2 protein-coding genes are annotated in these 16258 nt (G+C 46.5%); both read left to right on the top strand.

Going from position 1 to position 16258, the window contains the following annotated elements; genetic code table 11:
• Window positions 1–432: 432 nt before the first annotated feature.
• Entirely contained in the window at window positions 433–10473 is a 10041-nt protein-coding gene (locus V7K45_RS08105; protein ID WP_335002152.1) for an SDR family NAD(P)-dependent oxidoreductase, read from the top strand.
• The gene (locus V7K45_RS08110; RefSeq protein WP_335002154.1) at window positions 10466–16249 is read left to right on the top strand and encodes a type I polyketide synthase; all 5784 of its coding nucleotides are present in this window, start codon (window positions 10466–10468) and stop codon (window positions 16247–16249) included. Before V7K45_RS08105 ends, V7K45_RS08110 begins: the two co-directional genes overlap by 8 nt.
• Window positions 16250–16258: the final 9 nt, after the last annotated feature.

Below are 16258 nucleotides of genomic sequence, written 5' to 3' on the forward strand. Positions count from 1 at the left end.
AAATTTGCTTATAAACTCAGTATATTCGCGGATGCTTGAAAAGTTCGGAGGCTTGTAAAAAAGTTTTCCCAACATACTCTGTGAATAGACTTTCCGACCTAACTATTACAAAAATTTACTAAGTTTATAAATAAATATAGCCAAATATTTAGAGATTTATCTAAGTATTACGTTTGAGCAAAGTTCCTACTGATGAATAGAAAAGCAGAATATAACGAGGTTTGTGAATCTTAAGTTACTAATAATACACTTGTAACAATCTATATGACAGTAGTAACTCTGTTTTTAGGATGTAGTCAAGAAGCTTTTGCAGACAAAAATATTTATCCGAAAAAACAGCCTATTTATTACCATTAACCAAACAAGGTTAATGGTAATAAATAAGCTCGCTGCTAATTTAATGGTTTAATGGTTGCCTGGTGAACAGACTCAATGGCTTTTATCTCAGATGGCTTAAGCAGTTCTGAGCGTAAATCTTCTACTTTAGTCGATCTATTACGCTACAGAGCAGACGATCGCCCTAACCAAACAGCCTACACCTTTCTCGTGGATGGGGAAGCTGAAGAAGTTAGTATTACTTATGAAGAGTTAGATATAAAAGCACGGGCGATCGCGCAAGTGCTAATTTGTCATTTTGCAGACAAGCTCAAATCCTTGGTAGATACTAGAGAGCGGGTTTTGCTGCTGTATCCACCAGGATGGGAATTTATCGCCGCATTTTTTGGGTGTTTGTATGCAGGAGTCATCGCTATCCCCGCTTATCCACCCCGGCGCAACCAACACCTAACTCGGTTAAAAGCTATTATCCAAGATGCCCAAGTATCTCTAGCCCTTACCACTACATCGATTGCAGCTAACTGGGAAAGCTACCAAGCAGAACTCAAACCATTAAATTTACACTACTTAGTTACTGATAATATCTCTAACAATCTTGCAGATGATTGGGTTCCTCCCCAAATCAAAAGTGAATCACTAGCATTTCTGCAATATACTTCTGGTTCTACAGGCTTACCAAAAGGAGTGATGGTGAGTCATGGGAATTTGCTCTACAACGAAGAAATGATTAAGAGAGCAACCCAACATACAGAAAAAAGCATAATTCTAGGTTGGTTGCCACTGTATCACGACTTGGGACTGATTGGGAACGTACTCCAGCCATTATATATAGGTGTACCTGGCATTCTCATGTCACCTGTCGCATTCTTAGAGAAACCCGTTCGTTGGCTCTTGGCAATTTCCCGTTACAAAGCAACCACTAGCGGCGCTCCTAATTTTGCTTACGATCTGTGTGTTAACAAAATTACTCCCCAACAGAGAGAAAACCTGGATTTGAGTAGTTGGGAAGTGGCTTTTAACGGTGCTGAACCCATCCGTGCAGAAACACTAGACCGATTTGGACAAACTTTTGCGCCTTATGGCTTTCGCCCTGAAGCATTTTACCCTTGCTACGGTATGGCAGAAACAACTTTATTGGTTTCTGGGGGTCTGAAAAATGCTGCTCCGCTCGTCGTTACTATTGATACGACTGAATTAGCAAAAAATACTGTAAAAATTACCAATGAGGCAGAAAAAGCCAAAAAAATTGTTAGTTGCGGTCAGAGTTGGTTAGAGGAAAAAATAGCGATCGCTAACCCGGAAACGTTAACCTTGTGCCCACCTGGAACAGTTGGAGAAATTTGGGTAGCGGGGCAAAATGTCGCTGGGGGCTATTGGGATCGACCCGAAGAAACAGCAAAAATTTTCCATGCTTACACAGCAGATACTAATGAAGGGCCATTTCTGCGGACGGGGGATTTAGGATTTTTGCAGGACGGGGAATTATTTGTCACAGGTCGGATTAAAGATATCATTATCATCCTGGGACGCAACCATTATCCTCAAGATATTGAACAGACAGTTGAGCAAAGCCATCCAGCGTTGCGACCAACTTGTGGGGCAACATTTACAGTTGAAATTAACAGTGAAGAACAGTTAGTTATTGTTCAAGAAATAGAGCGAACTTATCTTCGTAAACTCGATCAAAATGAAGTTATCGGTGCAATTCGTCAAGCCGTATCCGAGCAACACGATTTACAGGTTCATGCAGTGTTGCTGTTAAAAACAGGCAGCATTCTCAAAACTTCTAGTGGTAAGATTCAGCGCAGTGCTTGTCGGTTGGCATTTCTAAATCATAGCTTAGATGTCGTAGCAGAATGGAGAGCAAATCTTGATCAGCCAAAAACATCTTCAGCAAATTATTCAAAACATTACAGCCAAAAAGATATCGAAGCTTGGTTAATTTTAAAAGTTGCAGAACAACTAAAAATTGCTCCCGAACAAATTGATATTCAGCAACCCTTAGCTTACTACGGTCTGAGTTCATTAGTAGCTGTAAGTATTGCCAGTGAATTACAAGAATTGTTGGAGCGACAACTTTCTCCTACCTTATTGTACGATTACCCCAGCATTGAAACCCTATCTCAACATTTAGCTTTGGACTTTCAAAGCGAAACCAATCCAAAATCTAAAATCGTTCGACTGAGCGTAGCCGAAGTCCAAAATCCAAAATCGGATGATAGTAATGCCATCGCTATTATTGGTATGGGTTGCCGTTTTCCAAAAGCTGAAAACCCAGAAGCTTTTTGGCAGTTACTACATCAGGGAATTGATGCTATTTCCGAAGTTCCGCGATCGCGTTGGAATGCCAATAACTTCCAAGTCCATTGGGGTGGTTTTCTCGAACAAGTCGATCGCTTCGATCCGCAATTTTTTGGGATTTCTCCACGAGAAGCCGAGAGCATTGACCCCCAACAACGGCTACTGCTAGAAGTAACTTGGGAAGCCCTAGAAAACGCATCTCAAGCACCAGAGCGACTTGCAGGAAGTCATACAGGGGTATTCATTGGCATCAGCAATAACGATTACTCCCAGTTAATATCAAATTACGGTGCAGATGGAAATACCTATTCTGCCACTGGTAATGCTTTGAGTATTGCTGCTAACCGCATTTCCTATCTATTAGATTTGCGCGGGCCTAGCTGGGCAGTAGATACAGCTTGTTCATCATCATTAGTAGCTGTTCATCAAGCTTGCCAAAGTTTAAATCAAGGGGAATGCCAGATGGCGATCGCTGGAGGAGTAAATTTAATCTTGACTCCCCAATTAGCGATCGCATTTGCTCAGGCAAACATGATGGCAAGAGATGGTCGTTGCAAAACCTTCGATGCTCAAGCTGATGGTTATGTTCGGGGCGAAGGTTGCGGAATCGTCATTCTCAAACGCCTTAGTGATGCCTTGCGAGATGGAGACAATATCCTAGCCACGATTCGAGGTTCAGCAGTCAATCAAGATGGTCGTAGCAATGGCATAACCGCACCTAATGGACTTGCTCAACAAGCAGTCATCCAGCAAGCTTTAGCTAACGCAGGGGTTTTGCCATCAGAAATTAGCTATGTAGAAGCTCATGGCACAGGGACATCTTTGGGAGATCCCATAGAGGTTAATGCTTTAAAAGCAGCACTGATGTTAGAGCGATTGCCAGATCGGGCCTGTTGGATTGGCTCGGTGAAAACTAATATTGGACATCTAGAAGCTGCGGCGGGAATTGCTGGTCTGATCAAGGTCGTATTATGCTTGCAGCACCAGGAAATTCCACCCCATCTGCATCTTAATCAGATTAATCCCCTGATTGCCCTAGCAGAAACACCCTTATCAATTCCACTCCAGCCTCAACAATGGGTGGAAGAGAAGCAGCCACGTTTTGCCGGTGTATCTTCATTTGGCTTCGGCGGTACGAATGCCCATGTGATTTTAGCAGCAGCACCATTAAAGGAGCAGGGGAGCAGGGGAGCAGGGGAGCAGGGGAGGAGTGACAATAATATTTCCCCTCTGCCCCTCTGCCCCCCATCCCCTCTGCCCCCCATCCCCTCTGCCCCCCATCCCCTCTGCCCCCCTGCCTCTTCTGAGCGTCCCCTTCATCTATTCACCCTCTCCGCCAAAAATGAACAAGCTTTGCGGGAACTGGTAGAAAGTTATCAAGTATTTCTCTGCTCAAATTCCCAGATATCCCTGGCAGATATTTGCTTGACAGCGAACAGTGGGCGATCGCATTTCGACTATCGTTTAGCTGTTATTGCTGAATCTGTGGTGCAGTTACAAGAGAAACTAAAAACGACGGAATTCGTAAACATCAAAGTACACAGTAAAAAGTCAGCCAAAATCGCTTTTCTCTTCACAGGACAAGGCTCTCAGTATATCGGTATGGGGCGCGAACTTTACGAAACCCAGCCAACTTTCCGCCAAAACCTTGATCGCTGCGATCAAATTCTGCGCCCCTATTTAGAAAAATCCCTACTCAGCGTCCTTTATTCTTCTCCAGATGAAACTTCTTTATTAGATCAAACCGCTTATTCCCAACCTGCTTTATTTGCCTTGGAATATTCCTTAGCCCAATTATGGCGATCGTGGGGGATTATTCCAGATGTCGTTATGGGGCATAGCGTGGGTGAGTATGTCGCTGCTTGTGTAGCTGGTGTTTTCAGTTTAGAAGCTGGTTTACAGTTGATTGCTCACAGATCCCGCCTCATGCAAGCATTACCTGATGCTGGAGAGATGGTTGCAGTGTTGGCTGATGAGAAATTAGTTCGCACAGTTATTCAACCTTATTTAGAAGAGGTGGCAATTGCCGCCATTAACAGCCCGAATAATATTGTTATTTCTGGAAATACCTCAGCAATTAGAGCAATATCTACCAAACTACACACACAAGGCATTGAGACTAGAAAGTTAAATGTTTCTCATGCCTTTCACTCCCCCTTAATGTCACCGATGTTGGCGGAGTTTGCACGGGTAGCCGCAGAGGTTAACTACTCACCACCAAGCATCAACTTAATTTCCAACCTCACAGGCATTTTCGTCACTGAAGAAATCCAAACTCCTGATTATTGGGTAAATCATATCTGTCAACCCGTCAGATTTGCCCAGAGTATGAACACTCTGCATCAACAGGGTTATGAAGTGTTTGTGGAAATAGGAGCCAAGCCCATTTTACTAGGGATGGGACAAGAGTGCTTACCAGCAGGAGTGGGAGTTTGGCTGCCTAGTCTGCGTTCAGGGCGATCGAACTGGCAACAGATGCTCGCCAGTTTAGCCGAACTTTATCTTCGGGGTGTAAAAGTAGACTGGCATAGCTTTGAGAGAGACTATCCACAGCGACGGAAAGTAGCTTTGCCGACTTATCCTTTTCAACGGCAAAGGTTTTGGTTGGGGTCAGTCTCCCAGCCAGCGACCCAAAATCAGGTTATTCACCCACTCCTGGGTCGAAGACTGCGCTCTGCGTCGAAAGACATTCAATTTGAATCCCAACTGAGTGCTGCTGCTCCAAATTACCTGGGCGACCATCGCGTTTTTAGCCAGCCACTTTTCCCAGCCACCGCCTATTTAGAAATGGCCTTGGCTGCTGGTGCTACTCTGTTTCAAACCCATCAGTTGATGCTTGAGGATGTGGTTATCCTGCAAGTGTTGGTGTTGCCAGAAACAGATTTGAAAACACTGCAAACTAGCAAGAAGGCAGAGGGCAGGAGGCAGGAGGCAGAAGGAAACTTACCACAAACAGATTTTAAAACACTGCAAACCATCCTCACTCCTTTAGAAACTGACGCTTATCAGTTTCAGATTTTTAGTCTAGAGTCTGAAGAAAATCCCGAATGGCTCCTCCACGCTCAGGGGAAAATTTGCCGAGCCACTGTTAAGGTTAGTGAATACATAAATATTGAAAAATGTCAAGCAAATTGTCAGCGATCGCTTGCAGTCGATCGCTTTTATGAAAATTTTCACCAGCGAGGGATTGATTATGGTGCTAGCTTCCGAGCCATCAAAGAGTTAGGTTGCGATGGCCAGCAAGCTTTGGGCGAAATTCAATTATCAGCAGAACAATTTGTAGAAGCAACCGATTATCAAATACATCCGGTACTATTAGATGCCAGTCTGCAAGTTATTGCTGTTTTTGGGCATGGGGAATGGGGCATTGGGCATGGGAATGAGGGAGATCGGGGAGATGAGGAGAGAATTTCACCCCACCATCCCAATGCCCAATACTTCGACTTCGCTCAGTACAAGTGCCCAATGCCCAATGCCCAATCCTCAAAAACTTATCTTCCAGTCGGTATCGATCGCTTGCAGGTTTTCCATCGTCCTAGTCAGCGCCTCTGGGCAATGGGATCGCTTACTTCAGAACAAACTGGTCAAGTCACCTTGTTTAGTGCTGAAGGAGAAACCATTGCGACTGTAGAAGGTTTGCGAGTCAAAGCCTTAGCACGGCTTGATACTCCACAAGAGGATATTACAGATTGGCTCTATCAAGTGGAATGGCGAGTCAGAGCCAGATTTGGCCAATGGCGATCGCTTAAGTCCTTACTTCCTCCAACATCTATTCAACAAAAACTGCAACCTAGCATCCCTCAATTAACAGCTAGAACTAACTGGGAGGATTATGGTAACTTCCTCAACCAGCTAGAGAACCTCAGCATTGACTTTGTGCTGCAAGCCTTTGAGGAGATGGGCTGGCTATGGCATCTAGGCGATAACTTTTCTACAGAAGCGATCGCCAAACGCTTAGGAGTAGTTTCGCAGCATCGGTTACTTTTACAACGCCTGTTGCAAATGCTCGCTGAAGTTGAAGTTCTACAGTTAGTTGCAGAGCGATGGCAAGTCATCCGCATCCCGGAAAAAGTCACTCTTCAAAATGCGATCGCCACATTACGCGATCGCTTCCCTGATACTGATGCAGAACTGACACTAATGGAACGCTGTGCTTCTCAATTAAGTGCCGTACTGCGAGGTGCTACCGATCCGGTGCAATTAGTGTTTCCAGGTGGAGATACGACAGCAGCGACTCGACTTTACCAGGATTCGCCTGGGGCAAAAGTAATGAATGGTTTGGTGGCAGAGGCGATCGCGATCGCTCTAAAACAGCTACCTAGTGATCGAGGAGTGCGGCTGTTAGAAATTGGTGCAGGTACGGGAGGCACAACCCACTATATTCTGCCGCAGCTTCATCCCGGACAAACCGAGTACGTGTTTACAGATATAGGGGCATTATTTACCAGTCAAGCCCAAGAGAAGTTTCGAGATTATCCTTTTATCCGCTATCAAAACCTCGACATCGAGCAGTTGCCATCTGAGCAAGGATTTGCCTCTCATCAATATGATGTCGTCATTGCTGCCAACGTCCTACACGCGACAACATCCCTTCGCCAAACCTTAGAACATATACGGCAGTTGTTGGCCCCAGGAGGGCAGTTAGTGTTATTGGAAGGGACTCGCCGCCAGCGATGGCTAGATTTAATCTTTGGACTTTTGGAAGGGTGGTGGAAATTTCAAGATTTTAATATTCGCCCCGACTATCCTTTAATCAATGCGAAACAGTGGCAACAATTGCTTGTTGAAAGTGGTTTTTCGCAGGTAGCAGTTCTTTCTGATATGGGAACTGCTGAAGTGTTTTCACAACAAGCTTTAATTGTGGCTCAAGTTTCAGAATCTCCCATATCTCAGGTTCGTTTCAAGCATCACAATTGGCTGATTTTCGCGGATCGAGGAGGTGTAGCTGAACATTTAGCCGCGCAACTGAAAGCGCAGGGAGACATCTGTACCTTAGTCTTTCCTGGAGAAAAATATCAGGAAATTGCACCAGCCACATTTGTAATCAATTGCGATCGCCCAGAGGAATTTGTGCAACTCATCAGCAGTCAGTCACAAGATATTTACGGTATTATCCAATGTTGGAGTTTGGATGAATCTGAAACACTAGCTTCCGAAAAGGGATGCAAAACGACTTTGTTCTTAATGCAAGCGTTAGGGAAAGCTGGATTAGCACAGTGCAGATTGTGGCTTGTGACTTGTGGAGCGCAACCAGTACCCACAGGTGATTCTCAAGATTATCCAGAAGTTTTGGCAGTCAGTCAATCTTCTGTGTGGGGGATGGGGAAAGTCATTACCCTAGAGCATCCAGAATTAAAGTGTGTATGTATCGATCTCGATCCCAAAGCACCCTCAGAACTGCAAGCACAAGCATTACAGGCGGAAATTTGCTCGGAAGATGTCGAAGATCGAGTAGCATTTCGGCGGGGATTACGTCATGTCACCAGACTAGCGCGATATCAGCAGTCAACAGTCAGCAGTCAACAGTTAGGGAAAATTTTCCGACTGACAATGCAGGAGCGAGGAATCCTCGAAAACTTAAAGTGGGAACCAACAAATCGCCGTCCTCCAAAATCAGGAGAGGTAGAAATTTGCGTACAAGCCGCAGGTTTGAATTTTTTGGATGTCATTGCTGCATTAGGATTGCTCCCTGAGCAAGTAGATGGTGTGTCTCAACAGCATTTGCTGGAAACAACAGGTTTTGGTGGAGAGTGCGCGGGTGAAATTGTTGCCATTAGCGATCGCGTTACCGACTTGGCAATTGGAGATCCAGTAATAGCGATCGCTCATGGTAGTTTCAGCCGCTTTGTTACGGTTGATGCAGCTTATGTGGTTGCCAAACCAAAGAACCTTAGCTTTGAGGCTGCTGCTGCCATTCCGGTTAATTTTTTGACCGCCTACTATGCGTTCCATCATGCCGGGAAAATTGGTAAAGGCGATCGCATTCTCATCCACGCCGCCGCCGGAGGTACTGGGATGGCTGCCGTGCAAATTGCCCAACAATTAGGAGCCGAAGTATTTGCCACTGCCAGCCTTCCCAAATGGCAAGCTCTCAGAAATATGGGCGTGCAGCACATTATGAACTCCCGTAGCAGCGAGTTTGTAGAGACAGTGCAGCAAATCACCCAAGGGCAAGGCGTTAATTTGGTACTTAATTCTCTTACTTCTGGGGATGCTATTGCCCATAGCCTAACGGTAATTCATCCCCACGGTCAATTTTTGGAAATTGGCAAACGGGGAGTTTGGGACTCTCAGCAGGTGGCACAAGTCAGACCTGATGTGGCTTACAAGGTGGTCGATTTGGTAAGTGTTTGTCAGGAGCAACCAGAATTAGTCCAGTCCATGCTGCGGGAATTAGTCGAGCAATTTGAAAGCGAGTTACTCCAACCTCCCCCAATCAAAATATTTCCGATTCAGGAAGTGGTGGATGCTTTTCGTTACATGCAGCAAGCCAAGCATATTGGCAAGATTGTTGTCAGGGTTGGGGGAATGGGGAATGGGGAATGGGGAACGGGGAACAGTGAGGATTTTGCTGATTCCTTCCTTCGATCCACTATTGCTTCGGAAGCTCCGTTACCTTTAAAAGAAATTCGGGTTGATAGCACTTATCTAATTACTGGGGGATTAGGAGGTTTAGGATTACTTGTAGCCCGTTGGCTGGTAGAGCAGGGAGCGAAAAACCTAGTATTAGTGGGGCGTAGCGGTGTTCGGGATGTGAATCAGATCGAGGCGTTGGAACAAGCGGGAGCTAAAGTTGTTGTTGCTCAAGCTGATGTGTCTGATATAACTGCTATGCAGCAATTGTTCTCAGAAATTGAACAGTCACTTCCCCCGTTGCGGGGTGTGATTCATTCCGCAGGTGTGTTGGCGGATGGAGTATTGCAACAGCTTTCTTGGGAACGGTTTGAATCGGTAATGGCTCCTAAAGTGCAAGGGGCATGGAATTTACATCAGTTGACTAAGCATCAACCATTGGACTTTTTCGTGTTATTTTCTTCTGCCGCTGCTTTACTGGGTTCTCCAGGTCAAAGCAACCACGCAGCCGCCAATGCTTTTTTAGATGCCTTAGCTGCTTACCGTCGGGCAAATGCACTGCCTGGATTGAGTATTAACTGGGGCGTGGTGGCAGAAATTGGCTCTGCTGCCCAACGGCAGGTAAACGAACGAGCGCAGCAGCGAGGAATTGGCACGATCGCTCCACAAAAAGTTTTAGCAGTGTTGGAACAACTCTTGCTGAATAGCTCCCGTGCCACGGTTGGGGTAGTGCCGATACACTGGCAAAAATTTTTAGAGCAGTCGCCTGATTCACCATTTTTTGCAGATTGGCGAGAAATATCTGAATTGCAACCGCATCTTACCTCTGCATTTCGTCAACAGTTAGAAGCAGCCGCTCCTAGCGATCGCCGAGAACTATTAGTTGCTCATATCCAGCGACAGGTAGCTCAGGTACTAGGTTTCCCATCATCCGCACCGATAGGCGTAGAGCAAGGTTTTGCGGAGTTAGGAATTGATTCTCTTACTGCTGTGGAATTGCGAAATCGTCTGCAAACTAGCTTAGAGTGCGCGATCGCCTCAACTGTAATGTTTGATTATCCCACGGTGGGAGCATTAGTTGATTATCTCATGGGGGAAGTTTTGCAATTAGAAACTGCTGATATTGTTCTTGACGAAGAACTCGAAGAGACTACAATGGAGCGGTCGCTTTTGGCTAGAACCCAAGAACTTTCGGAGGCGCAATTAGAAGAGTTCATCAACCAAAAGCTAGATCGGTTGATTCAGGAGAATGCCAATGGCTAAGATTTCATCCCAGAACATTGAAAATCTGACTCCCCTGCAACGGTCTTTTTTAGTAATTGAGCAGTTGCAAGGCAAACTTGACGCGCTAGCAGCCTCTCAAAAGGAACCGATCGCGATTATCGGTATGGGTTGCCGCTTTCCGGGTGGTGCCGATACTCCTGAGCTATTCTGGCAGTTATTACGCCAAGGTATCGATGCGATCGCCGAAGTTCCGCGCGATCGCTGGGATGTGGCAGCTTACTACGACCCCAACCCAGAAGCGCCAGGGAAAATGTCTACGCGCTACGGCGGCTTTATCGAAAATTTAAAGGCATTTGACCCCCAGTTCTTCGGCATTTCCCCTCGTGAAGCCCTCACCCTCGACCCTCAGCAACGGTTACTGTTAGAAGTAAGTTGGGAAGCTTTGGAAAATGCCGGATTAAATCCTCAAAACCTAGCTAAAACTCAAACAGGGGTATTTGTAGGCATTTCTACGAATGACAATTACCAGCGTTTATTGAGCCAAGATGTTACCGAGATAGATAGCTATCTAGCTACGGGCAATGCCCACAGTGTAGCCGCCGGCAGAATATCTTACCTTTTAGGCTTGACTGGTCAGAGCCTTGCTGTCGATACGGCCTGTTCTTCCTCGTTAGTGGCGACTCATTTAGCTTACCAAAGTCTGCGACAGCGAGAGAGCAATTTAGCGATCGTTGGCGGGGTCAATTGCTTGATTTCGCCAGAATTTACCATCAACCTTTCTCAAGCGCGGATGCTCTCAGGCGATGGTCGCTGCAAGACCTTTGATGCGCGTGCTAATGGCTTTGTCCGCAGTGAGGGGTGCGGCGTAATTATCCTCAAGCGATTCTGCGATGCAGTGACAGATGGCGATAATATTTTGGCAGTGATTCGTGGTTCAGCCGTCAACCAAGATGGTCATACTAGCGGATTAACTGTCCCTAACGGCCCTTCTCAGCAAGCAGTTATCCGTCAGGCACTAAACAACGCTGGAATCAAACCAGACCAGATCGGCTACATCGAAGCACACGGAACGGGAACTTCTCTTGGCGATCCGATTGAAGTAACAGCACTAGGAGCAGTTTTTGGCGTTAGTCGCTCTCAGCAACAACCTTTGATAGTTGGCTCAGTTAAAACTAACATTGGTCATCTGGAAGCCGCCGCCGGGATTGCTGGACTGATTAAGTCGGTTCTACAACTGCAACATGAAGAAATTGCTCCGCACCTACATCTAAAACAACCCAATCCTTATATTAACTGGGCAGAATTGCCAATCCAGGTGCCAACCGAAATCGTGCCTTGGAGTAGGGCAGGCCAGCCACGCATAGCAGGTGTCAGTTCCTTTGGGTTCAGTGGTACAAATGCCCATGTCATTATCGAAGAAGCACCATTAAAGGAGCAGGGGAGCAGTGACAATGGTATTTCCCCTCTGCCCCTCCGCCCCTCTGCCCCCCATCCCCTCTGCCCCCCTGCCTCTTCTGAGCGTCCCTATCATCTCCTGACTTTATCCGCTAAAAGTGAGATAGCATTCCGGCAGCTTGTTTCTCGTTATCGCGATCGCATTACCAACAATTTTGATGATGATTTAGGCGACCTCTGTTTTACAACTAATACCGGGCGATCGCACTTTGATTATCGGCTGGCAATTGTGACTAGCGACCTGACCGACTTGGGCGAAAAATTGGCATATCTAGAGGCAGGAGGCAAGGGGCAGGTGGTCACTGAGCGTAGTCGAAGTGAGGCAGGGAGCAGGGAGCAGGGGTCTGGATTTCCCTCTAGTGAGGTCTTATCAAGGACAGCAGGAGTGCCGAAAGTGGCTTTTTTGTTCGCAGGTCAGGGGTCAGAATATGTAAACATGGGACGGCAGCTTTACGAAACCCAGCTAAAGTTTCGAGAAGTTTTACAGCAATGCGACACTATCCTGCAACCTTATCTTCACAAATCACTGTTATCTGTAATCTATCCAGAGGTAGAAGATTCGCTTTTAGATCAAACGAGCTACGCACAACCAGCACTTTTTGCCTTGGGATATGCGATCGCTCAAGTGTGGCAATCTTGGGGCATCAAACCCGATGTAGTCATGGGTCACGGTGTTGGTGAGTATGTTGCCGCTTGTGTAGCTGGGGTTTTTTCTCTAGAAGATGGTCTCAAGTTAGTTGCAACTCGCGGACGGCTGATGCCACAGTTAGCGTCCGGCAGCGTGGCAGAATTCGAGCAAGTTGCTTGCCAAGTCAGTTACGCCCAACCGCGCGTGAAGTTCATCTCTAGCATCACAGGAGCGATGTCTACGACGGGCTACGCCTACGCCACATCTGAAGTCACGACACCTGAATATTGGTGTCGCCACATTCTCTCACCTGTGAACTTTGCCGCCGGTATGGCAACTTTAGCTCAACAAGGTTATGAAGTCTTTCTAGAATGCAGTCCCAAGCCTGTGCTGTTGGATATGGAGTGTGAGTGTTTCCCACTAGAGCAGGGGACTTGGCTACCATCCTTATGTAATGAACAAGAAGATTGGCAACAGATGCTCTCCAGTTTGGGCGAATTGTATGTGCGGGGAGCAAAAGTTGATTGGCATGGATTAGAGTGCAACCACCGCCGCCGCAAAGTTGTGTTGCCCAACTATCCGTTCCAACGCCAAAACTATTGGATTGAAACCAAACCCACCAAGGCAGAGGGCAGTGGTTCGGCTCCGCTCACCAACCAGGCAGAGGGGCAGAGGAGTGGAGGGGCAGAAGGAAGTTCTGACTTTTTCCATCCGTTGCTAGGGCGAAAATTGCAGGTGGCAAGAATTAAAGAAATTGTTTTTGAATCTTTCTTAAGTTCTGAAAACCCAGCTTATTTGGGACATCATCGAGTTTTTGGGCAGGTTATATTGCCAGGTGCAGTTTATGTAGAAATGGCGATCGCTGCTGGTGCTGCTGTTTTCCAATCTGATTGTGTAGTACTAGAAAATGTGGCGATCGAACAACCCCTGATTTTGTCCAGAGAAGAAAATCAAACCCTGCAATTGATTTTGACTCCCAACGCCGGACAAAGTTACCATTTTGAAATTTGCAGCCTGAATCGAACGCCAGCAGCACAGGAATCTTCGTGGATTGTTCATGCTACAGGCACAGTCATGTACGGTGAAGCTGCATTCTTGACTGTTGACTTGGCAAATTGGTCAAATCGAGTCGAATCAGCATTAGAGGTCGTTGACGGCGAAAAATTTTACCAGCGTTCCCAACAGCAAGGAATGGAATATGGCTCTTGTTTTCAAGCCCTAAAGCAAGGATGGGTGGAAGCAGAACAGGGTTATGCTCAACTGCAATTACCAGCAAATCTGGAAACTGAGGGCTATCAAATTCATCCAGTTCTCCTTGATGCTAGTTTCCAATGGGGGAGTGCGGCTTTCACAGAGGCACTCTTAGCAGGCGATGAAACATCCCTGTATTTGCCTGTAGGTATTGAGCGTCTGTACTTTTACAGACAATCTGGGCATCAACTTTGGGTACACGCTAAAAAAGCATCCGCTAGCCAAAGTGCGACCGGTTACGCTGCGCCAGAAGCGATCGCCACCGATCTCCAGTTGGTCGATTCAAGTGGGGCGGTGGTAGTTCAAGTTGATGGACTTTCAATGTGCCGGACAACGCCCCAATCCCTACAGCGTATGCTGAAAAAAGATTTCAGCGATTGGCTCTATCAAATTCGCTGGCAAGCTAAAGTCCTGCCTAAAAATCTCATACCTGAAAAAATGGGAGATTATTGGTTGATCTTTGCAGATGGCTCTGGATTAGGAGAGCAACTGGCGCAACAGTTAGCCCAGCAAGGAAAGGACTATGCGATCGCCATACCTGGAAAAACCTATCAACAACTTGATGACAAACACTACCAAATCAATCCTTTAAAACCGACTGATTTTCATAGTCTGTTGCTAGCACTTCCCAAACCTCTGCAAGGAGTGATTCATCTTTGGTCTTTAGTAGGCGATCCAGTTGAGCAAATCGATCTGGATGGGTTGAGGCGATCGCAAGAACTGAGTTGTGCTAGTGTGTTACATCTGGTTCAATCCCTAACTGAAAATCATCAATCTGACTCTATTCAACTTTGGTTAGTTACCAAGGGATCTCAGGTAGTCGAACCATTCAAGGGAATAGGGAACGGGGAACAGGGAACTGTTAAAGTTCAAGTTCAGCAAGCACCATTATGGGGATTGGGACGAGTAATTGCCTTGGAGTATCCCGATCTACCTTGCTATCGGCTTGACCTCGATCTAATGGCAACAAGTGCAGCAGATGCAACGGCGATCGCCCAAGAAATCTTTGACTCAGATGGAGAAGACCAAATTGCCCAACACCAAGGTCAGCGTTATGTAGCGCGGTTAGTTCGTCATCGCACGGTTGAAAAATCAGAGCAAATAACGATTCGAGTAGAAGGAAGTTACCTAATTACAGGCGGATTGGGAGCCTTGGGTTTACAAGTAGCTCATTGGTTAGTGGAGCGAGGAGTCCGCCATTTAGTTCTCATCAGTCGTCAGTCACCAAGGCCAACTGTGAGAAATGCGTTCAGCTACGCTGCGCCGGAGGCGATCGCCAGGCTGGAGCAAGCTGGAGCAAAGGTAATGGTTGAACAAGCAGATGTTTCTAGCCGGGAGGAAATGACCAGGATATTTACCAAGATACAGGCACAACTACCACCTTTGCGGGGGGTAATCCACGCTGCCGGAGTTTTGGATGATGGGATTCTGCAACAGCAAAGTTGGGAAAGCTTTGTGAAAGTTATGACTCCAAAAGTTCAGGGAGCATGGCTGTTGCATGAACTCACCCAAGATATGTCTCTAGACTGGTTTGTTTGTTTCTCATCAATGGTTGCCTGGATGGGAGCAGCAGGACAGGGGAATTATGCTGCTGCTAATGCCTTTCTGGATGCCCTGAGCCAATACCGTCAGGCACTTGGTCTGCCCGGACTGAGTGTGCAGTGGGGGCCCTGGTCTGAGTCTCACGGTCGAATTACCCCCCTTAATCCCCCCTTGGAAAGGGGGGAAACCGGAAAATCTAGTTCCCTCCCCTTTACAAGCGATGCCCTGAGCTTGTCGAAGGGGGGAGGGTTAGGGTGGGGTAATTCAAGGACTGCTAATGATTCGATAACGTCTGTATACACAGTAGGATCTGAGTCAAAGGGAATGGCAAGCCGTTTGAGTCAGCAACTCCAACAACGGTTTATGGAGTCAGGATTTAGTTTCATCTCCGAACCAGAAGGGTTACAGATATTAGAACAGTTAATGGTTGGAGCTATCGCTCCGGTGGGAGTGATACCAATTAATTGGCCGCGATTTTTTCAACAAAATTCCGCAGCAACAACATCACCATTTCTAAAAGTGTTTCAGCAACAGTTTGGACAGCAAACTACGGAGCGATCGCCATTTCTCGAAGAGTGGGAAGCAACACCCATACCTGAGCGACGAGCTTTGTTAATGAGTTACGTGCGATCGCTCTTAGCTAGAGTCTTGGGTATCAGCGACCCGCAACAAATCAAACCCCAGCAACCTTTGTTCGATTTAGGAATCGACTCGTTGATGGTACTCGATTTAAGGAATCAGCTACAGATGAGTGTTGGTAAGACCCTGCGCTCAACGCTGTTGTTTGACTATCCGACATTAGATGCTTTGGTGGGATACCTGGAAGGGGAAATGTTAGAACAGCCCTCTGAAACTGAGTCAGCAGCAAGTCAGATGGATAAACTAGCAGACTTATCGGAAGACGAAGTTTTTGCATTACTGGCCAGTGAATTAGAGTAGCCAAGAGGG

Origin of the sequence: Nostoc sp. (assembly GCF_036917375.1) — a bacterium.
GTDB lineage: Bacteria > Cyanobacteriota > Cyanobacteriia > Cyanobacteriales > Nostocaceae > Nostoc.